22 protein-coding genes are annotated in these 20,571 nt (G+C 71.7%); 13 read left to right on the top strand and 9 right to left on the bottom strand.

The features are described 5' to 3' along the window. The first annotated feature begins 183 nt into the window (after positions 1-183). The 3 genes from OG373_RS05650 (at position 184) to OG373_RS05640 (ending at position 4,261) form a co-directional block, all read left to right on the top strand. Entirely contained in the window at positions 184-750 is a 567-nt protein-coding gene (locus OG373_RS05650; RefSeq protein ID WP_405436345.1) for a hypothetical protein, read from the top strand. Positions 751-2,822: 2,072 nt separating this feature from the next. Further along, the gene (locus OG373_RS05645) at positions 2,823-3,956 is read left to right on the top strand and encodes a hypothetical protein (RefSeq protein ID WP_405436343.1); all 1,134 of its coding nucleotides are present in this window, start codon (positions 2,823-2,825) and stop codon (positions 3,954-3,956) included. Positions 3,957-4,054: 98 nt separating this feature from the next. Continuing rightward, positions 4,055-4,261: a hypothetical protein gene (locus tag OG373_RS05640; protein WP_405436342.1), complete on the top strand. Its 207-nt coding sequence runs from the start codon at positions 4,055-4,057 to the stop codon at positions 4,259-4,261. A 64-nt stretch (positions 4,262-4,325) separates the two neighbouring features. Here the strand turns inward: OG373_RS05640 and xdhC are convergent, their stop codons facing one another. From xdhC to OG373_RS05625, 3 genes are read right to left on the bottom strand one after another with little or no spacing between them, the layout of a single operon-like run. Further along, positions 4,326-5,162 (bottom strand): xanthine dehydrogenase accessory protein XdhC, encoded by an 837-nt coding sequence (gene xdhC / locus OG373_RS05635; protein ID WP_405443950.1) that lies wholly within the window; start codon positions 5,160-5,162, stop codon positions 4,326-4,328. 1 nt (position 5,163) lies between these two features. Further along, positions 5,164-7,563 carry a xanthine dehydrogenase molybdopterin binding subunit gene (gene xdhB, locus OG373_RS05630; RefSeq protein WP_405436340.1) on the bottom strand — a complete coding sequence of 800 codons (2,400 nt, stop codon included), beginning with the start codon at positions 7,561-7,563 and terminating at the stop codon, positions 5,164-5,166. Further along, entirely contained in the window at positions 7,560-9,023 is a 1,464-nt protein-coding gene (locus tag OG373_RS05625) for a xanthine dehydrogenase small subunit (protein WP_405436339.1), read from the bottom strand. Before OG373_RS05625 ends, xdhB begins: the two co-directional genes overlap by 4 nt. A 522-nt stretch (positions 9,024-9,545) precedes the next feature. On the opposite strand from OG373_RS05625, the gene OG373_RS05620 reads away from it, so the two are divergent. Continuing rightward, positions 9,546-10,259 carry a hypothetical protein gene (locus tag OG373_RS05620; protein ID WP_405436337.1) on the top strand — a complete coding sequence of 238 codons (714 nt, stop codon included), beginning with the start codon at positions 9,546-9,548 and terminating at the stop codon, positions 10,257-10,259. A gap of 85 nt (positions 10,260-10,344) precedes the next feature. Here OG373_RS05620 and OG373_RS05615 read toward each other — a convergent pair whose 3' ends face one another. Further along, positions 10,345-10,764, bottom strand: coding sequence for an ArsR/SmtB family transcription factor (locus OG373_RS05615; RefSeq protein WP_405443948.1), 420 nt, complete (start codon positions 10,762-10,764; stop codon positions 10,345-10,347). Between the two features lie 181 nt (positions 10,765-10,945). Continuing rightward, positions 10,946-11,320 (bottom strand): hypothetical protein, encoded by a 375-nt coding sequence (locus OG373_RS05610; protein WP_189968998.1) that lies wholly within the window; start codon positions 11,318-11,320, stop codon positions 10,946-10,948. A 409-nt stretch (positions 11,321-11,729) separates the two neighbouring features. On the opposite strand from OG373_RS05610, the gene OG373_RS05605 reads away from it, so the two are divergent. Continuing rightward, positions 11,730-12,962 carry a serine hydrolase domain-containing protein gene (locus tag OG373_RS05605; protein ID WP_405436335.1) on the top strand — a complete coding sequence of 411 codons (1,233 nt, stop codon included), beginning with the start codon at positions 11,730-11,732 and terminating at the stop codon, positions 12,960-12,962. A gap of 276 nt (positions 12,963-13,238) precedes the next feature. Next, entirely contained in the window at positions 13,239-13,562 is a 324-nt protein-coding gene (locus OG373_RS05600; protein ID WP_405436333.1) for a plasmid stabilization protein, read from the top strand. Between the two features lie 340 nt (positions 13,563-13,902). On the opposite strand, the gene OG373_RS05595 is transcribed toward OG373_RS05600, so the two are convergent. Then, positions 13,903-14,364 (bottom strand): STAS domain-containing protein, encoded by a 462-nt coding sequence (locus OG373_RS05595; protein ID WP_405436331.1) that lies wholly within the window; start codon positions 14,362-14,364, stop codon positions 13,903-13,905. A gap of 276 nt (positions 14,365-14,640) precedes the next feature. Here OG373_RS05595 and OG373_RS05590 point away from each other — a divergent pair, with 276 nt between their 5' ends. The 4 genes from OG373_RS05590 to OG373_RS05575 all read left to right on the top strand — a co-directional run bounded on the left by OG373_RS05590 (position 14,641) and on the right by OG373_RS05575 (position 17,067). Further along, positions 14,641-14,871, top strand: coding sequence for a DUF6480 family protein (locus OG373_RS05590; protein WP_405436330.1), 231 nt, complete (start codon positions 14,641-14,643; stop codon positions 14,869-14,871). Between the two features lie 153 nt (positions 14,872-15,024). Next, positions 15,025-15,723: a HemK2/MTQ2 family protein methyltransferase gene (locus OG373_RS05585; protein WP_405436328.1), complete on the top strand. Its 699-nt coding sequence runs from the start codon at positions 15,025-15,027 to the stop codon at positions 15,721-15,723. After that, positions 15,707-15,991, top strand: coding sequence for a CDGSH iron-sulfur domain-containing protein (locus OG373_RS05580; protein ID WP_405436325.1), 285 nt, complete (start codon positions 15,707-15,709; stop codon positions 15,989-15,991). Before OG373_RS05585 ends, OG373_RS05580 begins: the two co-directional genes overlap by 17 nt. Beyond that, entirely contained in the window at positions 15,991-17,067 is a 1,077-nt protein-coding gene (locus OG373_RS05575; RefSeq protein WP_405436322.1) for an iron-containing redox enzyme family protein, read from the top strand. The genes OG373_RS05580 and OG373_RS05575 overlap by 1 nt, the downstream gene beginning before the upstream one ends. A 149-nt stretch (positions 17,068-17,216) precedes the next feature. Here the strand turns inward: OG373_RS05575 and OG373_RS05570 are convergent, their stop codons facing one another. Further along, the gene (locus OG373_RS05570) at positions 17,217-17,573 is read right to left on the bottom strand and encodes an STAS domain-containing protein (protein ID WP_397727993.1); all 357 of its coding nucleotides are present in this window, start codon (positions 17,571-17,573) and stop codon (positions 17,217-17,219) included. Positions 17,574-17,813: 240 nt separating this feature from the next. Here OG373_RS05570 and OG373_RS05565 point away from each other — a divergent pair, with 240 nt between their 5' ends. Further along, entirely contained in the window at positions 17,814-18,275 is a 462-nt protein-coding gene (locus OG373_RS05565; protein ID WP_405436319.1) for a DUF5709 domain-containing protein, read from the top strand. On the opposite strand, the gene OG373_RS05560 is transcribed toward OG373_RS05565, so the two are convergent. Together OG373_RS05560 and OG373_RS05555 are read right to left on the bottom strand one after the other, a co-directional pair. Then, positions 18,272-18,451 carry a hypothetical protein gene (locus tag OG373_RS05560; RefSeq protein ID WP_405436317.1) on the bottom strand — a complete coding sequence of 60 codons (180 nt, stop codon included), beginning with the start codon at positions 18,449-18,451 and terminating at the stop codon, positions 18,272-18,274. The genes OG373_RS05565 and OG373_RS05560 overlap by 4 nt on opposite strands. Before the next feature lie 55 nt (positions 18,452-18,506). Beyond that, positions 18,507-19,436, bottom strand: a complete 930-nt coding sequence (locus tag OG373_RS05555) for a helix-turn-helix transcriptional regulator (RefSeq protein ID WP_405436315.1) — start codon at positions 19,434-19,436, stop codon at positions 18,507-18,509. Between the two features lie 56 nt (positions 19,437-19,492). Between OG373_RS05555 and OG373_RS05550 the strand changes: the two genes are divergently transcribed. Together OG373_RS05550 and OG373_RS05545 are read left to right on the top strand one after the other, a co-directional pair. Beyond that, a complete protein-coding gene (locus OG373_RS05550; protein ID WP_405436313.1) occupies positions 19,493-19,960 on the top strand; it encodes a hypothetical protein in 468 nt (155 codons plus the stop codon). Further along, positions 19,957-20,505: an NIPSNAP family protein gene (locus tag OG373_RS05545; RefSeq protein ID WP_405436310.1), complete on the top strand. Its 549-nt coding sequence runs from the start codon at positions 19,957-19,959 to the stop codon at positions 20,503-20,505. Before OG373_RS05550 ends, OG373_RS05545 begins: the two co-directional genes overlap by 4 nt. The last annotated feature ends 66 nt before the right edge of the window (positions 20,506-20,571 follow it).

Genomic DNA, 20,571 nt, shown 5'->3' with positions numbered 1-20,571 from the left:
TCAGGTCGATGATTCTGCGCTGTGCCCCGGGCCTTGCGGCAAGCCCCCCTGCGCGCTATAACTTGAGAGTGGCAAGGAGAGCGCTCTCCTTGCCTTTGTCGTTTCCCGTCACGCCAGAAGTGACGAACGATGAGATATCGCCACTCGAACAGTGTGCGCGAAGGGTTCGGGTAAGTTCGGACCATGTCTGTCGAGTTACCCCTCGCCGCCGTGACCGTGGCCGTCCTGACCGAAGGCGTCAGGTTCCTCTACGACCAGGCGGGCGCGCTGCTGGCGCGACGCCGCGAGCGTGCCGCCGAGGCGGGCGCCGCCGAAGAGAGCTCGCCCACCCCACCGGTCGTCGCCGAGCCGCGCGAACTCCCCGCGGCCGACCCGGTCCTCGTGGAGCGCTTCGAGGCGGAACTGCGCGGGCTGCGGGCCGATCTCCACGAATACGCCTCCGGTGTCGATCCCGTGACCACCACCGACCGGGAACTCCTGGGCCGCGTCGATGCCTTGCGCCGGGTCCTGGAGGCGATCCACGGCACGCCGCTGCTCTTCACCGGAGAGCCGGGAGAGCCGGGAGGACCACAGGCGCCGACGGTGGTGCGTGGCCGGGTCGACACAGACGAGGTGGCGGGGTACGTCGCCGCCGTACGGGCCGAACGGCCCACCGGCACCGTCGAGGGCTACGTGCGGGCGAAGCGGGTGGAACAGGGCGGCGAGGTCGTCGGGGTCGACCTCGGATCCGGCCCCCGGACCCGGCCGTAGCGCCACCATGGACCGTATCGACCGATCCTTCGAGGATCTCGTCCGCGCCCGTACCGGACCGGAGTTCATCGAGCGCCGCTGGCTCCACGAACGGATCGAGCAGGCGCACGGCAGCCACGTCCTGGTGACGGGCGAGCCCGGCGCGGGCAAGACGAGCCTGCTCGCGGGCCTCGCCCGCTCCCACCCCGACTGGCTCCGCTACTTCGCCCGGCGGGACAGCCGCACCGCACTCACCGGCGGGGACGTGCAGTCCTTCCTCCTGGAGATCGGACACCAGCTCGCCCGCCGCCGCCCCGGGCTGTTCGAGCCGCAGCGTCTCGAGGTGGTGGTCCGCCAGCACATCGACTCGGTCCTGCCCGACGGCAGCGTCGTCGGGATCCGGATCGAGGACCTGTCGGTCTCGCCGTTCCACCGGACCGCGAGCCTGTACCTGGACCAGCAGCTCGGCGAGGTCGCCGGAACCGTCCGCGGGATCGAGATCTCCGCCGCAGGTCTGGAGCCGCGGCTCCTGGAGCCCGCCAACCTGGCCCACCTGGCGCTGATCGGACCGGCCGAGGTCCTGCTCGCCGAGGACCCGTCGGCGAGGATCGTGATCCTGCTCGACGCCCTGGACGAGTTCGCCGACGGCTCCGCTCCCACCGGTCTGCTGCGCTGGCTGGCCCAGGGACCCGAGCTGCCTCCCAACGTGACGCTGGTCATGACCTCCCGGCCGCACGCCGCCCTGGCGCCGCTGCGGCACCGGAGCGCCGAACTGCCGATCGACCCGGACTCCGCGCAGGTCACCGGAGACCTGCTCGCCTACGCGACGCGGGTCCTGGCGACCGCGCCCCTCCAGGCCGCCGCCGAAGCCGCCTGCCTCTACCCGGACGTCCTGCACCGCGACGTGGTACGGCACGCCGCCGGCAACTTCCTCTACCTGTCGACGTACGCCCGCGCCCTGGCCGGGGCCGTCGAGGCCGCGGACGGCCCGCTCACCGCCCGCCTGCTCGACCTGGCCGAACTCCCGCACGGACTGACCGGCCTGTACGCCTTCTTCATCGACACCGCTCGCAGCGACCTCGGCAGCCTCGGCATGCTCGACATCCGCGAACCCACCGGACCCGCCGACCACCTGACACCCGCCTGGGAGGGCGTCGGCCAGCCCCTCCTCGGCGTTCTCGCCGTCGCCCGCGAGCCGCTGACCGTCGACCGGCTGACCGCGCTCGCCGGCCTGCGGGTGTGGCCCCGCGCCGTACGCAACCTCCTGACGCGCCTGCGCTGGCTCCTCGACGAACGGGACGGAAGGATCGCGCTGTACCACACGTCGATCGGCGAGTTCCTCACAGCGGACCGGACCTACCGGGAACACCCCGACAGCTGGGTCGACGCACTCGAATGGCACGAGCGGATCGTCCGCCACTACCGGGGTGACGCCGCCACATGGGCCGAAGTGCCCTGGAACGCCGTGGACCGCTACGGGCTGCTCCACCTCACCGACCACGCGCTGTGCGCCGGGGACGAGATCGCGGCCGAGGCCGTCGGCGGGCTCGCCTGCCCCGGCCTGCTCCGGGCCCACCGCCGGACCTTCGGCAACCACCGCCACTTCCAACGCCTGGCCGCTCTCCTCGCCGACCACGCTGTCGACCACCTCGCTCCCGCAGCCGGCCTGCCGGCCCTGCTGTACCTGGGGATCGTCCGACGCCAACTCCTCAGCATCAGCCGCACCGTCGCCCCGCCGGCCCTCGGGCTGCTCGCCCGGCTGGGCCGCACCGATGAGGCACTGGAACACGTGGCGGCCATGGAGCCCTCCTATCAGCAGTTCCGCGGGATGCGGGCGATCTGGGAGCACATACGGCCCGGTGACGGTGCGCCCGACCGGCGGGAGCTGCTGGAGCTGCTGATCCGGATCGCCTTCACCATCCCGGCCACGACGGATCGCTACGGCCGGGTGTGGCGGTCGACCGCGCCGTTCCAGCAGGCCGCGGTGCTGCTGGCCCCGTACGACCTCGCCCGGCCCCTACAACTGGGGCCGGACCGCCCGGATCCTCGCCGAGGCCCTCGCCGGACGGGACCTGCCCCGCGCCGTCGCCGTCGTGGACGGCCTGGCCGACTGGGACGAGCGCACGATCGGCCTGGCCGGTCTGCTGAACCATGCCGCCCTGGGGGAGCGGCCGGAGGCGGCGGCGCTGTCGCACCGGCTCGACGAGGCCCTCGCCACCGTGCCCGCGTACGAGTGGCTGGCCGGCGACGACGACGACAAGGCCTGGGCCTACACACGGCCCGACCACCGCGTACGGTTCGAGGCCGCCCTGCGGATCGCCCCGTTCCGGGCCGAGGCGGGAAAGCTCGTCGATGGCGCCCCGTTCCTGTCATCCGTCCTGCGACTGGCCCGCATCGCCTGGGCATCACAGCTCTTCGCGGACGGCACGCTCGGCCGGACCCGCTTCCGGCCCGTGACCCAGGAGATCCACGAGTACACGCTCGGCCCCGCCTGGCAGCCGGGGAACCACGAGCTCCTGGTCGACCTGACCCGGGCGGCCGCGGCCTTCCACGACCACCGGGCGGCGGCAGGCCGGCCGACGGGCCGTCCCCGATCCTCGCGGGCTCCGGCGCTCCAGCAGTCGATCTACGCCGCCGCCGCGGAAGTGGTGACACCGGCCGGCTGCCGGGAACCCACCCCGGCCGCCCTCGCCAGGATCCGCGGCCTGCTCACCGAAGGCCTGGTGGTCGCGGCCGCCCAACTGACGGCGTTCGCGGTGGAGGTCCACCCCGCCGCCGGCGGGCAGTTGCGCGCGCTGGCCTCCGACGTCATCGACACGGCGGCACGGACATCGCCCGGCGTCCGGATCGACGCACTTGCCCGCCTCGCGCTCTCGCCGGTCCTGGCCGACCTGGTGGATCCCGTGGACGTGCTGCGGGAGACCACCCGCCCCGGCGTACGGACCACCGGACAGCCGTGGGTCCGCGGGCACGTCCGTCACCTGCTGTTCCCCGCCCTGCTGACCCGCTCTCCCTCGGTCGCGCTACGCCAGTTCCACGAGGCCGTGGCCGACAGCTGGGAGGAGGCCGCGGCACTGCTGGAGCACGGCGGCGCAGAGGTCGTCGACGCCCTCGGCCCCGACGCCGTCACGATCCTGCACACCGCGATCCGGCGGGCCCTGAGCTGCACCTCGCCCGACGGCGCGGCACCCGAGAGCGTGGACGGGCTCCGTCTGGCGACGCGATGAGCGGCTGACCGCGTGAGCCCGGAGCGCCTGGAGCACCCGCAGCATCCGGAGCGCAGCGTCACAGGGCGAAGGTCCGTCGCCGGCCGAGGTCGGCCGCCATGTCCGCCGCGGCGCCGGCCTGGCCCACGGCGGTGGCGCGGCGCCAGGACGGGACCCTCCTGCTGACCACCTCCCCGGCCTTCGCGCAGAAGGCGCTGAACGTGCGACGTGACGGCCGGATCGCCCTGCTCTTCTCGGACCCGACGGGCAGCGGCCTCTTCGAGCGGCAGCCGCACAGCCGTTTGCACCTCTCGCCGCACCACTGATCGCGTCAACTGCGCTCCGGAAAGCGGCAGTCGGGGCGGATGCCGGTTCCGGCTGCCGCTCGGTTCAGACCGCCGTGCGCTGAGGAACCGGTGACGGACGGTCCTGCTCGAAGGTGCGGAGCAGGTCGGCCGCGACGCTCACGGCGATCGTGGCGGGTTCATTGCCGGCGATCCCGGCCACTCCGATCGGGGTCTTGATCCGGTCGATGGCGTCGTCGTCGTGGCCGCCCTCGGTGGCCAGACGTTGCCGGAACCGCGCCCATTTCGCGGACGAGCCGATCAGACCGATCGAGCCGAGCCCGGCGGTGCGCAGCGCGGCATCGCACAGCGCGGCGTCCTCGGCGTGATCATGGGTCATGATCAGGACGTGAGCGCCGGGCGGCAGCTCGGCGAGCACCTCCTCGGGAAGCAGCGGGGTGTGGTGCACGTGGATCTGCGCCACGGCGTCCGCGAGTACGCCCAGCCGTTCGTCGGTGAGCATGTCGGGGCGGCTGTCGGTCAGGTGCAGGTCGAGGTTGTGCCGGGCCAGGATGCGGGCCAGCTCCAGTCCGACGTGCCCTACGCCGAAGACCGCCACCGCCTGAACCACCGGGAGCGGTTCGAGCAGCACGGTGACGGCCCCGCCGCAGCACTGCACGCCGTGCCGGCCGGAGACCTTGTCGTTGAGGGCGAAATCCATCAGTTCCGGCTCGGGATCGGGCGTGCCGCCCAGCTCGCGCGCCCGGTCGATGGCGACGGCCTCGATGTTGCCACCGCCGATCGACCCCCAGGTCTCGGTCCGTCCCACGACGAGTTTGGCACCGGCCCGGCGGGGCGCATGGCCGCGCACGGTCGCGACGGTCACGAGCACGCCGGGTTCCCGGCGTGCCCGCAACCGCGCGACCGCGGCCACCCAGCTCATGTCAGGCATGGCTCAAGGTGCTTGCGTCAGTGGGGGTCACGCTGTCGCCGGGCGCCTGCCCGTCGTGGTGCGCACCGCCCCTGCGGGCTGCTTCGATCGCCCAGTACACCGCCTCGGGGGTGGCCGGCGAGGCGAGTTCCACGCTGACCCCGCCGGGCCCGAACGCCGCGGCGGCCTGCCGCAACGCCTCCCGCACCGAGAAGGCCAGCATCAGCGGAGGCTCACCGACCGCCTTGGACCCGTAGACCGCGCCCTCCTCCGTGGCGTTCTCCAGCAGCCTGACATTGAACTCCTCGGGCATCTCCGAGAAGCTGGGCAGCTTGTACGTGCTCGCCGCCTGGGTCAGCAGCCGGCCCCGGTCCGGCCCGTCACCGGCGTCCCACCGCAGGTCCTCCAGCGTCAACCAGCCCGCGCCCTGCACGAAACCGCCCTCGACCTGACCGATGTCGATCATCGGGGAGAGGCTGTCGCCGACGTCGTGCACGATGTCCACCCGCCGGATCCGGTACGCGCCGGTGAAGCCGTCCACCTCCACCTCGGCCGCGGCGGCTCCGTAGGAGAAGTACTTGAACGGGGAGCCCTGGAACACCTTCGCGTCCCAGTGCAGCCCCTCGGTCCGGTAGAAACCGGCCGCGGACAGCTGGACCCGCTGGAAGTACGCGGTGCGCACCAGGTCGTTCCAGGCCAGCTCCTTGTCGCTGCCGAGGACGCGGGCGACCCCCTCGACGATGCGCACGTCCGAGGCGTTCGCACCCAGCTGGGTGCCGGCGACCTGGAGCAGCCGCTCGCGGATCTGCTCGCAGGCGTTCTTCACCGCGGCGCCGTTGAGGTCCGCCCCGGCGCTGGCCGCGGTGGCGGAGGTGTTGGGCACCTTGTCCGTGCGGGTCGGGGCCAGCCGCACCTTGTGCAGGGGAATGCCCAGCGTGGTCGCGGCCACCTGCAGCATCTTGGTGTGCAGGCCCTGCCCCATCTCGGTGCCGCCGTGGTTGATCAGGACCGAGCCGTCCTTGTAGACCAGCACCAGCGCACCGGCCTGGTTGAAGGCGGTGAGGTTGAAGGAGATCCCGAACTTGATCCCGGTGATCGCGAGCGCCCGCTTGGTGTGCGGGTGCGCGGCGTTGAAGGCCTCGATCTCGCGCCTGCGAGCGGCGATGCCGGCGTCGTCATGGACCTGCCGCCAGACGGTCGAGATCCGTTCGGGGTGCAGGACCGGCTGCCCGTACGGCGTGGACTGGCCCTGCCGGTAGAAGTTGCGTTCGCGCAGCTCCGACGGGTCCAGGCCGAGCAGCGGCGCGCACCGGCCCAGGATGTCCTCGATCACCAGCATGCCCTGCGGTCCGCCGAAGCCGCGGAAGGCGGTGTTGGAGACCTTGTTGGTCCGGGCGACGCGGCCTGCGATGCGGGCGTGGGGAATCCAGTAGGTGTTGTCGATGTGGCACAGCGCGCGGGCGACCACCGGCTCGGACAGGTCCAGGCTCCAGCCGCCGTCCGCGGTCAGCGTCGCGTCCAGGGCCTGGATGCGGCCCTCGTCGTCGAAGCCGATCTTCCACGACGCGTGGAACCCGTGGCGCTTGCCGGACATGGTCAGGTCCTGGGTCCGGTTGAGGCGCACCCGGACCGGCCGGCCGGTCAGCAGGGCGCCGAGCGAGGCGACGGCCGCGAAGCCGTGCGGCTGCATCTCCTTGCCGCCGAAGCCGCCACCCATGCGGAGGCACTGCACGGTCACCTCGTGGCTGTGCAGGCCGAGCACGTGCGCGACGATCTCCTGCGTCTCCGACGGGTGCTGGGTGCTGCTCTGGACGAACATCTGCCCGTTCTCGTCGACGTGGGCCAGCGCCGCGTGCGTCTCGAGATAGAAGTGTTCCTGGTCGGAGAACTGGAACGCGCCGGTGAACACGTGCGCGGAGTCGCCGAAGCCGGCGTCGACGTCGCCGCTCACCATCACGGGCCGGGCGCCGTGGAAGCTGCCCGCCTCGATGGCTTCCCGCAGCGTGATCAGGGAGGGCTTCTCGTCGAGCTCCACCTCGACGGCCGCCGCTCCGAGCCGTGCCGCCTCCAGGGTCTCGCCGAGCACCCAGGCGACGGCGTGGCCGTGGAACATGACCTCGTCGGGGAACAGCGGTTCGTCGTGCTTCATCCCGGCATCGTTGACGCCCGGCACATCGGCACCGGTCAGGACGCGGACCACACCGGGCACGGCGTACGCGGGCCCGGTGCGCAGGGCGGTGATCCTGCCGTGCGCCTTCATCACCTGGACCGGGTGGGCGTGCAGCACGTCCTTGGTGCGGTGGACCAGGTCGTCGGTGTAGAGCGCGGTGCCCGTGACGTGCAGGGTGGCACTCTCGTGCGGCATCGAGACGCCGACGACGGGCTTCTCGGGTCGATCGGACAGCTGGCTCATGCCGACACCGCCTCAGTGGTCTGCGCGTACAGCTTGAGCAGGCTCTGGCCGAGCATCGCGGAGCGGTAGCCGGCGCTGGCCCGGTGGTCGTTCATCGGTGTGCCCTGGGACCGGAGCATGCGGGCCGCGGCCGCGACGGTCGCCGCCGTCCACGGCTTGCCTTCCAGGGCCGCCTCGGCGGCGAGGGCGCGGACCGGGGTGGCGGCTACGCCGCCCAGGCCGATGCGCGCCTTGCGGACCGTCCCGTCCTCGATGTCGAGGGCGAAGGCGACCGCCACGCTGGAGATGTCGTCGAAGCGCCGTTTTGCGATCTTGTGGAAGGCGGTGACCGGCGACAGCGGCAGCGGGATGCGCACCGAGCGGATCAGCTCGCCGGGACGGCGCACGCTCTGCCGGTAGCCGGTGAAGTAGTCGGACAGGGGGACCTCGCGCTCACCGTCGGCGTCGGCGAGCACCACCGACGCCTCCAGTGCGAGCAGTACCGGTGGGCTGTCACCGATGGGGGAGCCGGTACCCAGATTGCCGCCGAGGGTCGCACTGTTGCGGATCAGCCGGGACGCGAACTGCGGGAAGAGCTCCGCCAGCAGCGGAACACGGCCGTCGAGCCGGCGTTCGATCTCGGTGAGCGTCTGCGCCGCCCCGATCTCGATGTGGTCGGACTCGACGCGCAGCGACCGCAGTTCGGGCAGGCGATCGACCGCGACCACGCACTTCTCGCGGCGCGCCCGGATGTTCACCTCCACGCCCCAGTCGGTGCTTCCGGCCACCACCACCGCATCGGGTCGCTCGCGCAGCAGTCGCAGCGCTTCGGCGAGGGTGCCCGGCCGCAGGAACGTGCTGTCGTCCCGGGTGTACTCGGTGGCGACCGCTTCGGGCGGGGACTGCTCGCGGCGCTGCGCGAGGGCGTCGTCCTCGGTGGGCGTACCGACGGCGAACGCGGCATCGCGGATCGGGCGGTAGCCGGTGCACCGGCACAGGTTCCCGCTCAGGGCGTGCAGATCGAAACCGTTCGGACCGTGCTCGGGGTCGGTGTCGTCGGCCGGGTCCGGGTGGGCGCAGCGGTCGGGCCGGTAGTACTCGGCGGCCATACTGCAGATGAATCCCGGTGTGCAGTAACCGCATTGGGAGCCGCCGCGGACGGCCATCTCCTGCTGCACGGGGTGCAGGGTGGCGGGCGTGCCGGCTGCGCCGCCGGTGGCGAGTCCTTCCGAGGTGATGACCTCCTGACCGTCGAGCGCCGCGACGGGGACCAGGCAGGCGTTGACCGCCACCCAGTCGGTGGGCCTGTTCACCCCGGGACGGGCCACCATGACCGAGCAGGCGCCGCATTCACCCTCGGCGCAGCCCTCCTTGGTGCCGGTGAGGCCGCGTTCGCGGAGGAAATCCAGCACCGTGGTGTGGGGTGCGGCCGGTGAAATCGGTGTTTCTCTGCCGTTGACCGTGATCCGCGCCGCTACCACAGCAGATCCTCATTTCGGCGCGCGATCGACATGACTATCCTGGTCGCCATTTCAGGTGCTTTCTCTTTTGGCGGTCGCGGCTAGGGATGTCGGCGCGCGACGCAGCGGCACGCGACGGCGTGCTGCAGGTGGTGACAGAGACGAGAAGGTGCCGGGGCCGTGGACGGGCACGCCGGGAGGGGCTGCTCAGCAGCCGTGCGCTATGCGACCCGGAGCCCAGGCGATCCGGTGTGCGAGGCGAAGCGGTTCGGAGATGGTCGGCATCCGGCTTCGCCTCCTTCCAGCAGCTCACGAGTGGGTGCGGTCGAAGTTACGTTGCCCCAGGTTCCCCGGTCAAGCGATGGTGGGTGGATTCACCGAAGGCCGGACGCGCCCTGCGGCCGGTTTTCGTACGGTGAACCAGTGGCGCCCGTGGTGCTCGCACCGGGCGCGGGGGAGCAGGGCCGTCGTCGCCGTGGCCGTCGAACGGCTGTCGATAGGCTCTGTGGCCGGATGCGAGGGACGGGGAGTTTCGGGGTGGGCATGAGGATTCATCGTCCGGGGCGGCCGGAGGATCTTCCGGAGGCGGGCGTGTTGTGGGCGCGCTGGGCCGCGCTTGCCGTGGCGACCTGGAACGCCGAGGAGGAGAAGGAACGTTTCCGGTCCGGGTATTGGATCGGCGACAGCGACAGCGGAACCGGCAGAGACTTGCGCTACGACGACGGGGCCTGCAGCCGGTGGGCGCTGCTCCGGTCCGACGGCGGCCGCGCCGTTCTCTTCGGCCAGGACGACTCCAGCAAGGTCGGGCGGTACGAGCCGCCGATCGATCTTCTCGCCGGGGCGCCCGGATGGGTGAACCATGAGCTCCTGCACGCCCGCATGGAGCAGGGAAGGGTCGAGTGTGTCTACTGGTTCGAGGACGGTTCCTGGCACCGTGTTCCGTACCCCGACGACCTGCACGATGACGGGCTCGACTGCGGCATCGGTCATCTGACCTCGCGCGACCACGCCGTCGAGGCGATCTGTGCGCTGTTCGAGTTCGACGAGGACTGCGAAGGCGCTACGGAGGCCTGCGAGCGGTTCTTCGAGCACGCGGAGCGGGGCACGGTCACCGAGCGGGTGGTGCGCTCCTTCGCCGATGAGGTCTTCCGCATCCAGACCGAGTACGAACTGCTCTGGCCCAAGCTGCCGGTCGCCCGGTCGGAGGCGGATCTCGCCGCGATGACAGCGATGACCGCGCTGGTGCGATGGGGGTGACGCCGCGGCGGACACCGAGGTGACCAGGCCTCCGGTCCCCGCACCACCGCGCGATGCCCCGGCCCACCGCGCACGGGACGGGGGGTCAGGACCTGTCGGCCCCGGCGTGATCCGCCGCCAGGCGCCCCGGTCCGTCGGCGACCCGGCCCCGGCCCTGGCCCGTGCTGTGCGTCGGCGGTCCCGACTGCCTCAGTTCGGCGAGGAGTTCGCTCTGACCCACCAGGAGTTCGGTCAGGATGCGGCGGGCCGCGCGCAGGAGGTCGGCCACGTCGCCGCCGGCGAGGGCGTAGCTGACCGTCGCTCCGTCGCGGATGGACACGACGATGCCGGAACGGCGCAGGACCGCCAGCTGCTGCGAGAGGTTGGACGCCTCGACATCGATCGCGGCGAGGAGGTCGCGTACGGGTACCGGGCCGTTCTGCAGGAGCTCCAGGACGCGGATGCGGACGGGGTGTCCGAGCATGCGGAAGAACTCGGCCTTCGCCTGGTAGAGGGGTACCTGCATTCCCATGAGTGCTCCTGCTGTTGCTTCAAACCGTGTTGGGGGTCGCGGGGCTTCCAGTCGGTCGACCACCCATACGTTCGTACGGACGGGCCCACGCACGCCCGGGTATGACCTGTTTCAGATGTGCCGGATTGAAGAATTCTTCAACTCGTGGGCATGCGTGGGCGCGGAAGTGCCGGGGTCAGAGGTCCAGGTCGGACTCGATGCGCTTGAGCTGGTGCCGGGCCATGGCCAGGTTGGATTTGGACTTGTCCAGTACCACGTACAGGAACAGTCCGCCGTTCCCGCGGCCCTTGAGGAGCCGGATCAGGTGGTACTGGCCGCCGAGGGTGATCAGGATGTCCTCGATCTCGTCCTGCAGGCCCAGCATCTCCATGGTGCGGAACTTCGCCCGGATCACATCGGTGTTGCCCGCGGCGGCGACCGTGAGGTCGAGGTCCTTCCCCCCGCCGAGCGTCCCCAGCGCCATACCGCTGGTGTAGTCCACCAGGGCGGCTCCCACCGCACCTTCGATCGAGGTCATCGTCTCCTTCAAAGAGACCTCAACATTCGCCATCGTCACTCGCTCCCTTGCCTTCTGCGGTCCCCGTCCGGTGCGCGGTTCCTGGCAGCACCGGACAGCTGGTGACATCGAAGCTACCGAGCGTGCGCGGCGGTGTGGGGGGAACGGTGGATTGCGTGGAATGTCCATGCAGTCCCGGCCGATCCGTACCTGCGTCCGCGCCGACGTGCGCGATGCATGGCGCGCGGACCTGCGGAGTGTGCGTTCACGTGCAGCTCATTGCAATCGCGGGCCGAGTCGAGCATTGCGTTCAGCCGCATTGCCATTGCAACGGATGAGGCGATTCCCTTGCCGTACATGCCTAGTTGCTCTTCTTTGATCTTTGACTGTTCGGTGAACGCAATGTACTGTCGCTGACGTTCAGCGATTGCTGAACGTCGTTGCCGACACAAGGGGGTTCGTGATGGGAAATCGACGCGACGGCTTCTCCGAGGCGGGGCTGCGCAGGCTGCGCGAGGTGCTGACACGGCATGTCGAGTCGGGGAGGATTCCCGGACTCGTCGCCCTCGTCGGCCGGGGCGACGAGACGCATGTCGAAGAGGTCGGGACGATGCGCCACGACGGCGGTGGCGGACCGATGCGCCGGGACACGATCTTCCGCATGGCATCCACGTCCAAGCCGGTCACCATGGCTGCGACGATGGTCCTTCTCGACGAGTGCAGGCTGCGCCTCGACGATCCGGTGGACGCGTGGCTGCCCGAACTCGCCGACCGCCGGGTGCTGAAGCGGATCGACGGCCCGCTGGACGACACCGTGCCCGCGCGGCGGCCGATCACCGTACGGGACCTGGTGACTTCCACGTTCGGGCTCGGCATCGATCTGACGGCGCTGGGTTCCCCCATCATGAACGCCATCTTCGAGGGAGGCGTCTTCAGCCAGGGCGCGAAGCCGCTGCCCGAGCCGGACGAGTGGATGCGCGACCTCGGCGCGCTGCCGCTGATGCGGCAGCCCGGTGAGCACTGGCAGTACCACCTCAGCCATGACGTGCTCGGCGTGCTCGTCGCGCGGGTCACGGGCCGGCCGTTCGAGGCGTTCCTGCGCGAGCGCGTACTCGATCCGCTGGGGATGAAGGACACCGGTTTCCACGTGCCCGCCGACAGGATCGACCGGCTGCCGCCCAGCTACGCCCCCGACCCGCAGACCGGCGAGTTCAACGTGTGGGACGAGGCGGCGGGCGGGCAGTACAGCACACCTCCGCCGTTCCAGGCGGGCGGCGGCGGGCTGGTCTCCACCGCCGACGACTACCACGCCTACTTCCGGATGCTGCTGAACCACGGCATGCACGGCAGCGAACGGATCCTCTCCCGGCCCGCCGTCGAGCTGATGACCACGAACTGCCTGACGCCCGAGCAGGAAGCGAGCCGATCCGCCCTTGCACGCAACGCCGTTCACATCTCGTTCGGCCAGGGACAGCAGGGCGGCTGGGGGTTCGGGATGGCGGTACGCACCTACCGCGGGGACTATGCGCCCATCGGCCAGTTCGGCTGGGACGGCGGAACCGGCACCTCGGCCTACGCCGACCCGGAGAACCGGCTCACCGGAATCCTGCTCACCCAGGTCGGACTGTCCGTTCCGGATCCGGCGCGGCTCATCCATGACTTCTGGACCACGCTCTACCAGGCGATCGACGACTGAGCCCGAGCCACGTCCCCCCTCCACCCACACACACCCAGCCGGGTGCGTCCGTGGTCAGGAGGAGGGCGGGTAGGGGGCCGCCTTCAACTGCGGGGCGAGGTGGGCGGTGTTGGCGGTGAGCGTCCAGGAGCGACCCGCTGGGTGTCGACGACTTCGCCACGCACCGGCTCCCCCTGGAGCAGGCGCCGGCCGCCTACGACGTGTTCGTCACGTTCCGAATACCCCGGGCCCGCCGGGAAGAAACGTCCGGGGGACCCGTACGGAAGGAGTCAGGCCATGCCCCGAGGTTCGTCCCCGAAGCGGGAAAGGCAGTACGAACACATCAAGGAGTCCGCCGAACGGCGCGGAGAAAGCACGAAGCGGGCCAAGGAGATCGCCTCGCGCACCGTCAACAAGGAGCGGGCGCGTTCCGGCGAGTCCAGGACCGCCAGCCGGTCCTCCCTCCAGGACACCTCCTCGTCCGAGCGCGGCGGACAGCGCTCCCACTCCGGCGCCCGAGGGCCCACAAAGGAGCAGCTGTACAACGAGGCCAAGCAGCGCGGCATCAAGGGCCGCTCCCAGATGGACAAGTCCGAGCTGAAGCGCGCGCTCGGCCACTGACCAGTGACCGGGACAGGACCCACCGTGCCCCGGCGGGTGCCCCCTTTGCCGCACGCACCGATGTCGCCCGCACCGATGTCGCACGGGCCATCGGCGCCCTGATGTCCCTCGTTCCGTGCGGAACGGAAGCAGCCCGCCGGGTCCTGGTCCGTACGGCCCGCACCACCGACGGGGACACCCACCGGGCAGCCCTGGCGTGCCGGCCCTGCTCCGGGGCCGCGACCCGCAGGACCCGGAGCAACGAGCCGCGCTCCGGAGCGCGCACGGCTTCTCGCCGGGCGGAGGAACCGCAGGCGTCGGCGTCGTGACGAGCGAGGTCCGGCCGACGTCCGGCCGGCCGTCACCCTCGGGACAGCACCGCGGGGCGTTCCGTCGGCTCTTCTGCGCCCGCCGGGTCGTACGCGTCTTCCCGCCCGGCCCGGGCCTCGCCCATGAGCCCTGCCAAGCGGGTGCGGGAGTCCGGGTCGGCGCAGAACTCGGCGGCGCCCGTCGAGGGCGTCCGCATCGTGATGTCGACCTGGCCCGCCATGTCCACCAGACAGGTCGGCTGGCGCCCCAGACCCATGACCAGGAGTGCCGTCCGGTTGCGGCGGCTGCGCGCGCGCAGCGACGAGATGAAGTGGAGAGCGGCCGTGTCCATGAAGGTGACACAGCCCATGTCCACGACGACCGCCGAGTCGGGCGTCAGCGTGCGCAGCAGCAGACTCAGGTCCTGCCTCACCGCCATGTCGATCTCGCCGGTCAGCGTGACGAGGAGGGTGCCGCCACCGAGCGGTACCACGGTTGCCTCGAAGGATTCCATGGCGTCCTCCCTGGGCCGAGTGGCTTGCGCCGCCCCTTTCCCGGGCACTGCACGCACGGCTCGCGGCCGTGCCGAACGGACAGGGCAGCCCGGCCCGGTCCCTGTACCTATGTGATAGCCCCCGGACCCCGTGAAGCGCAACCTCTGCCGCTGTGGGTCCGGGAGGAGTGAGCGCAGGGGTGGCGGGTAGCCGCCGGGTACCCGTGCTTGCGCCTGCGCGCCGCGCCGGGACCCCGGTGCTGCGACGGGCAAGGCGGCCCAGAGGAGGTGCGCACCATGTCCGCATCCAACCCCGACCCGCGTCGGGGGACCGCGTCCGCCGCGCCGGAGGGAAGCGGTGTCCCGCCGGGCGAAACCCCGCCGGGGGAATCGAGCACCGGCTCCGGCGCAGGCCCGTACAGGCCTCTCTCACGCGGCTGGGCCATGGGGCCCCTCGTGGTGATCTGCCTGCTCGCCCTGGTGTGCGCCCTGTTCTTCCTCGCCTACGCGATCGTCCTGGACCTCTGACCGGCAGCAGCACGCGAGCCCCCGGCTTCACGCACGGTCCGCCGATACGGCCCGTCGGGCATCTCCCGTTCGATCCTCCGAAGATCGGTCCCGTGGCGTGTGCACCGTCCCGCCGGGGGCAGCCGGAGCGTGACGACGATCCTGGAGGTTCGGGTGTCCACCACGACGACCACCACAGCTACGAGGCCGGGCGCACTGCCCGTCGGACTGATCGCCCTGCCCGGTGTCTACCGGCCGCAGGCGGACACCCGGCTCCTGGCGGAAGCGCTCGCGCAGGAACATCTCGGCCCGGGTTCGCACGTGCTGGAGATCGGCACGGGCACGGGCGGACTGGCCCTGCAGGCCGCGGACACCGGCGCGCGCGTCACGGCCGTCGACGTGTCCTGGCCCGCCGTGGTCACCGCCCGCCTCAACGCGCTGCGCCGCAGGCTCCCGCTGCGCGTCGTGCACGGCGACTTCGCGGAACGTGCCGCCGGTCGCCGCTACGACCTGGTCGTCTCGAACCCTCCCTACGTACCCGCCCCGGGCATCCGACTGCCGTCGCGCGGGCCGCGGCGGGCCTGGGACGCGGGCCCCGACGGGCGTACCGTCATCGACCGCATCTGCGCGGGAGCCCCCGGCCTCCTGCGGCCCGGCGGCGTACTGCTCATGGTGCACTCGGGGATGTGCGGGGCCGAGGAGACCGTCCGCCGGCTCGCCGGGGAGGGCCTGGCGGCCGAGGTGATGTCGAGGGAGTCCGTGCCGTGGGGGCCCGTACTGCGCTCGCGCCGCGGATGGCTGGAGCGGCAGGGGCTGGCCGCCGGGGCCGAGGACAGGGAAGAGCTGGTGGTGATCCGTGCCCAGTACCTCTGACAACGATCCCCCGGTCGTCGCGGTCGCGGCTCCGGCCCCGGTCCCGGCCCCCGCGCCCGCCCGCCGGGTGTCCGTGGATCCGCAGGGACCGGTCCTGGTCGAAGGCCCCGTCGAGATCCTCCTGGACGACGGCACGACCGTGCGGTCCGACCGGTTCATGGTCGCGGTGTGCACCTGCCGCCGCAGCCGTACGTACCCCTGGTGCGACACCAGCCACCGCCGCCGCGAGCGACCGGCCTCGCCGACCCCCGACGACAGGAACGCGTGATGACCCCTCCCGGCCGCCTCTCGACGGCGCCGCCGCCCGTCCGCCGTGCGAGCGCCGGAGCGATCGGTCCACGGCCCCCTCTCGTCGAAGAGCGGGGAGAGTTGTCCGCGGCCGTCACGCGGGCCCTGCGCTCGGGCGGCCCACCCGTAGCCGCCTCTGCCTCCGGCTCCGACTCCGTGCAGAGGGCCGACCCCTACGGCGAGGACCTCCAGCTCGCCCTCTACCTGCTCTACGAACTGCACTACCGCGGCTTCGACGGGGTCGACGACGAACGCGAATGGGACCCGGACCTCCTGCGGCTGCGCCGCGCGATGGAAGCCCGCTTCCTCGACGCCCTGCGCGCGGACCTGTCCGAGGCCCCCCGTTCGGTCGAGGACGCCTTCGCCCCGCTCCTGGTGGAGCCCGCGGACCTCTCCGGCAGTCTCAGCCACCACCTCCGGACCCAGGGCGAACTGTGGCAGTTGCGGGAGTACGCGGCCCTGCGCTCCCTCTACCACCTCAAGGAGGCGGACCCGCACGCGTGGGTGATCCCCCGGCTCACCGGACGGGCCAAGGCGGCGATGGTCGCCATCGAGTACGACGAGTTCGGCGCCGGTCGCGCCGACCGTATCCACGCGCAGCTCTTCGCGGACCTCATGGCCGACCTCGGGCTGGATCCCACGTACGGGCGCTACCTGGACCGCGCCCCGGCCTGCCTGCTCGCCACCGTGAACCTGATGTCGCTCCTCGGCCTCCACCGGGCTCTGCGCGGCGCGCTCGTCGGCCACTTCGCCTGTGTGGAGGTCACCTCGTCACCCGGGTCCAGGCGCCTGGCCCAGGCCATGCGGCGCTGCGCGGCCGGGCCGGCCGCCGAGCACTTCTACGCCGAGCACGTCGAGGCCGACGCCGTGCACGAGCAGGTGGTGCGCCACGAGGTCATCGGCGGGCTGCTCGCGGCGGAGCCTGACCTGGAGGCGGACGTCGCCTTCGGATGCGCGGCGACCCTCCTGCTGGAGGACCGCCTCGCCCACCACATCCGCGAGCGCTGGAACCACGGCCGCAGCGCGCTGCGCAGCCCCTTGCCGCCGCAGAAGTGACACGGGAGGGGCCGACGCCCGGACCGCCGGCTGGGCCGTCTCTTCCGGATCTTGCCGGGCCGGCGTCGTCCGGTGCCCCGCCTCGCCGCACTGCCGGGGCACGGCACCGGACGACGCGGACCTGACCGACAAGATCCGAAAGAGACGACCTAGGCCGCCGCCCCGGCCGTGACCGACAGGGCGGCGACGGCCAGGGGGATGGTGGTGTGGACCTCCGGCGCGTGGGCTCCGGCGCCGATTCCGAGGACGCGGCGGGCATCCGGGCTGGGAGTGACCACGGCCGCCGTCGTGCCCGCGTCGCGGCAGATGCGGATGGCCCGTGAGACGGTGCTCACGGCCGAGGGACTCAGTGCGCCGTCGGTCAGTTCGAGCACGACCGGTGAGGACCGGTGCGAGGACAGGAGGCGGTCGATCGCGCACGCGGTCGTGGCGCGCCTGTCGATGTCGAGATCTGCCTGCAGACGGATGATCAGCACACCTCGGTCGGTCACCTTGACGGGCAGCACGGACACTCCTTCTCTACGGAATCACACCTGCTGGGTACCTGCCCGCCTGCCCGGCCCCCGCGGTTGTATGCGCACGGACGGCCGATCGCGGGCCCGGCGTAATGTGGATCTCATACCTCTGGGGACGGGGGATCGCCCGGTCACCCGCCGAGGATGCGGACGGGATCCCCCCGATCCGCGTGAACGCCGCAATTGCGGGGAGTGGCCAGGAGAGCGCACGGTGTGAAGGAGGACAGGGTCATGAGCGAGACCAGTGCCCGCGGCGACGACGTCTACCAGCCGCAGCCGGAGGACGAGCCCTCCGAACTGCAACCCGACATGGACGACAGCCTCGGCGAGCTCGGGATGGACGCCCTGCTCGACCAGGGCTACTCACCGCCCGAGCGGCCCCACGCGAGGGAACGGGACGACACCACCGGCGAGGGGCAACGGCGGGGGGAGAGCCTCGACGAACGCCTCGCCAGGGAACTACCCGAGCAGGAACCCGCGGCGGGGGACGGCATCGGAGACCTGGCCGACGGCGAGGGCGAACCCGTGGACGCGCAGGCGGGCGGCCCGCGTGCCGGACGGCTGGCCCCGGTCGGCGCCTCGCCCCACATGAACTCCGTCCTCGCGCACGACGTGGGGATCGACGCGGGGGCCGCCTCGGCCGAGGAAGCCGCCGTGCACGTCATCGAGGACCTCGAGGAGGACGAGCCCTAGTAGGCCGCGTCGCGCAGGACCGGCAGGTGCGCGTTGTGGTCCGCGATCGGCCCGGACCGGTGGACGTCTACCTCGTAGAGGGGCTTGTCGTGGGGGAGGCCGGTTCCCGGCATGGCCACGGCGGGGCGCGCTGCGGCACCTGAGGGATCGGGCGCGGATTCCCAGGTGGAGTCCATTGGAGATGTGTTCGAACGGCGAGAGCTTCCGGTCGGGAGAACCCTCTGCCCAGAGTCAACCCTCGTAGCGGGCAACCAGGGTCCGTACGGTCGCGGTGATGCGGTCGCGCAGTTCGGCAGGTGCCACTACCTCGACGTCGGCACCCAGGCGCAGGAACTCCCCGTGGGCGTGGTCGATCGATTCGATGGGCACCCGGGCCTCCGTCCATCCGTCACTCGTGGGTGCCACGCCGAGGCAGCGGGCGCCCTCCGGGGTGAGCCGCACCAGGGCCTCCCCGGTGTGCAGCCGGGCTCGGAAGTCGGCCGTATGGCTGTTCCAGTGCCCGGCCAGGTCGAACCCGTCCGGAACGACGAACCGCTCCTCCAACGGCCGGAGCCCGAGGATCTGATCGACCCGGTAGGTGCGGATCCCGGACGGCCCGCCCGCGACCGAGTACCAGCGGCCGGCCTTGAGTACGAGCCCGTACGGCTCCACCCGCCGCTCGATCTCCTCCGGTGCCCGCCAGCGCCGGTACCTCAGGACCACCGCCCGCCGCGCCCACACCGCGGCGGCGACCGAGGCCAGGTGAGGCGTGCGGTCGGCCTCGCCGTACCAACCGGGGGCGTCGAGCAGGAAGCACTCCTGGATCCGCCCGGCGTGCTTGCGCAGTTCGGCCGGAAGGGCGGCCCGCAGCTTGAGCTGTGCCGTGGCGAGCGCTTCGCCGAGGCCGAGCTCGGCGGCGGCGCCGGGGAGCGCGGCGAGGAACGCGGCCTGTGCCTCGTCCGCGGTCAGTCCGGTGAGCCGGGTCCGGTACCCGTCGACCAGCCGGTAGCCGCCCGCGTGTCCAGCCGCGCCGTACAACGGGATACCGGCGGCGCCGAGCGCCTCGACGTCCCGGTAGACCGTACGGACGGAGACCTCCAGTTCCTCGGCCAGCTGCTGGGCCGTCATCCGGCCCCGGTTCTGAAGCAGGAGAAGCAGGGTGACCAGCCGGCTCGCGCGCATGCTGCTCAGTATCCACTGACAGCGGATGTCAGGGGAGTGCCCCTAGCGTGCGGCGCATGGACGACTTCGACTTCCTGCACGGCTCCTGGAACGTGGCCAACCGCCGTCTCACCGCACCGCTCGGCCCAGGCCCCACCACCTGGGTGGAGTTCCCCGGCCACGCGGTGGTCCGGCCGCTGTTCGGGGGTGCCGGCAACATCGACGAGATCACCTTCCCCACGCTCGGCCGCCAGGGCGTGACCCTGCGGCTCTTCGACCGCGGGACGGGGCGCTGGTCGATCCACTGGTCCGACAGCCGGACGGGCCGCCTGGATCCGCCGGTGGTCGGCGGCTTCACGGGCGACCGCGGGGACTTCCACGGCGAGGACACCTACGAAGGCCGCCCGATCGGAGTGCACTTCACCTGGTTCCGCCTCGGCCCGGACACCGCCCGCTGGGAGCAGGAATTCTCCTGCGACCACGGCCGCACCTGGGAGCTCAACTGGACGATGGACCTCAACCGCACCGGGAGCGCCGGCGCATGAGCATCGTCGAACTCCGGCAGTACACGCTCCACCCAGGAGCCCGGGAAACACTGATCGAGCTGTTCGAGCGCGAATTCGTGACCGGCCAGCAGTCGGTCGGCATCACCGTCGGCGGCCGGTTCCGAGACCTGGACGACCCGGACCGCTTCGTCTGGCTGCGAGCTTTCCCCGACATGACGCGCCGCCGGCGCTCGCTGGAGGCCTTCTACACAGGCCCGGTCTGGCGGGAGCACCGCGACGCGGCCAACGCCACCATGATCGACAGTGACGACGTCCTGCTGCTGCGCGGCCCGGGCTTCACACCGGAGCCGGGCACCCGTGAGGTGGTCACGACCGTCTGCCATCCGTCCGACGCTGCCGACTTCGACTCGTACGCCGCCCGGCACCTGGGCCCGGGCCATGCGCTGCACCGCACCGAGCATGCCGAGAACGACTACCCTCTCCTACCCGTCCGCACCGGGGAGGACGTTCGGGTCTGGTTCGGCCCGCCGGAGTCACCACCCTGGCCGACCCGGCGGCTGCGGCTCGAACCCGTGACGACTTAGACGGCGTTCGAGATGCTGATGCTGTCGACACGCTGGCTCTCCCCGACGCGCCGACACCAGTTCGAC

The sequence above is a fragment of the Streptomyces avidinii genome (genome assembly GCF_045161815.1).
GTDB classification, from domain to species: Bacteria; Actinomycetota; Actinomycetes; order Streptomycetales; family Streptomycetaceae; genus Streptomyces; species Streptomyces avidinii.
Note: the sequence above shows the minus strand (reverse complement) of the source record. Positions and strands in the feature narration are given on the sequence as shown.

What these genes read in the sequence shown, in the direction of transcription:
- OG373_RS05555 (WP_405436315.1), bottom strand. Translation starts at nt 19,436, where the DNA reads ATGCGCGCGAGCCGGCTGGTCACCCTGCTTCTCCTGCTTCAGAACCGG.
- OG373_RS05615 (WP_405443948.1), bottom strand. Translation starts at nt 10,764, where the DNA reads ATGCAGGTACCCCTCTACCAGGCGAAGGCCGAGTTCTTCCGCATGCTC.
- xdhB (WP_405436340.1), bottom strand. Translation starts at nt 7,563, where the DNA reads ATGAGCCAGCTGTCCGATCGACCCGAGAAGCCCGTCGTCGGCGTCTCG.
- xdhC (WP_405443950.1), bottom strand. Translation starts at nt 5,162, where the DNA reads ATGAGCTGGGTGGCCGCGGTCGCGCGGTTGCGGGCACGCCGGGAACCC.
- OG373_RS05640 (WP_405436342.1), top strand. Translation starts at nt 4,055, where the DNA reads ATGTCCGCCGCGGCGCCGGCCTGGCCCACGGCGGTGGCGCGGCGCCAG.
- OG373_RS05560 (WP_405436317.1), bottom strand. Translation starts at nt 18,451, where the DNA reads ATGGACTCCACCTGGGAATCCGCGCCCGATCCCTCAGGTGCCGCAGCG.
- OG373_RS05550 (WP_405436313.1), top strand. Translation starts at nt 19,493, where the DNA reads ATGGACGACTTCGACTTCCTGCACGGCTCCTGGAACGTGGCCAACCGC.
- OG373_RS05565 (WP_405436319.1), top strand. Translation starts at nt 17,814, where the DNA reads ATGAGCGAGACCAGTGCCCGCGGCGACGACGTCTACCAGCCGCAGCCG.
- OG373_RS05620 (WP_405436337.1), top strand. Translation starts at nt 9,546, where the DNA reads ATGAGGATTCATCGTCCGGGGCGGCCGGAGGATCTTCCGGAGGCGGGC.
- OG373_RS05610 (WP_189968998.1), bottom strand. Translation starts at nt 11,320, where the DNA reads ATGGCGAATGTTGAGGTCTCTTTGAAGGAGACGATGACCTCGATCGAA.
- OG373_RS05600 (WP_405436333.1), top strand. Translation starts at nt 13,239, where the DNA reads ATGCCCCGAGGTTCGTCCCCGAAGCGGGAAAGGCAGTACGAACACATC.
- OG373_RS05650 (WP_405436345.1), top strand. Translation starts at nt 184, where the DNA reads ATGTCTGTCGAGTTACCCCTCGCCGCCGTGACCGTGGCCGTCCTGACC.
- OG373_RS05605 (WP_405436335.1), top strand. Translation starts at nt 11,730, where the DNA reads ATGGGAAATCGACGCGACGGCTTCTCCGAGGCGGGGCTGCGCAGGCTG.
- OG373_RS05595 (WP_405436331.1), bottom strand. Translation starts at nt 14,364, where the DNA reads ATGGAATCCTTCGAGGCAACCGTGGTACCGCTCGGTGGCGGCACCCTC.
- OG373_RS05590 (WP_405436330.1), top strand. Translation starts at nt 14,641, where the DNA reads ATGTCCGCATCCAACCCCGACCCGCGTCGGGGGACCGCGTCCGCCGCG.
- OG373_RS05575 (WP_405436322.1), top strand. Translation starts at nt 15,991, where the DNA reads ATGACCCCTCCCGGCCGCCTCTCGACGGCGCCGCCGCCCGTCCGCCGT.
- OG373_RS05545 (WP_405436310.1), top strand. Translation starts at nt 19,957, where the DNA reads ATGAGCATCGTCGAACTCCGGCAGTACACGCTCCACCCAGGAGCCCGG.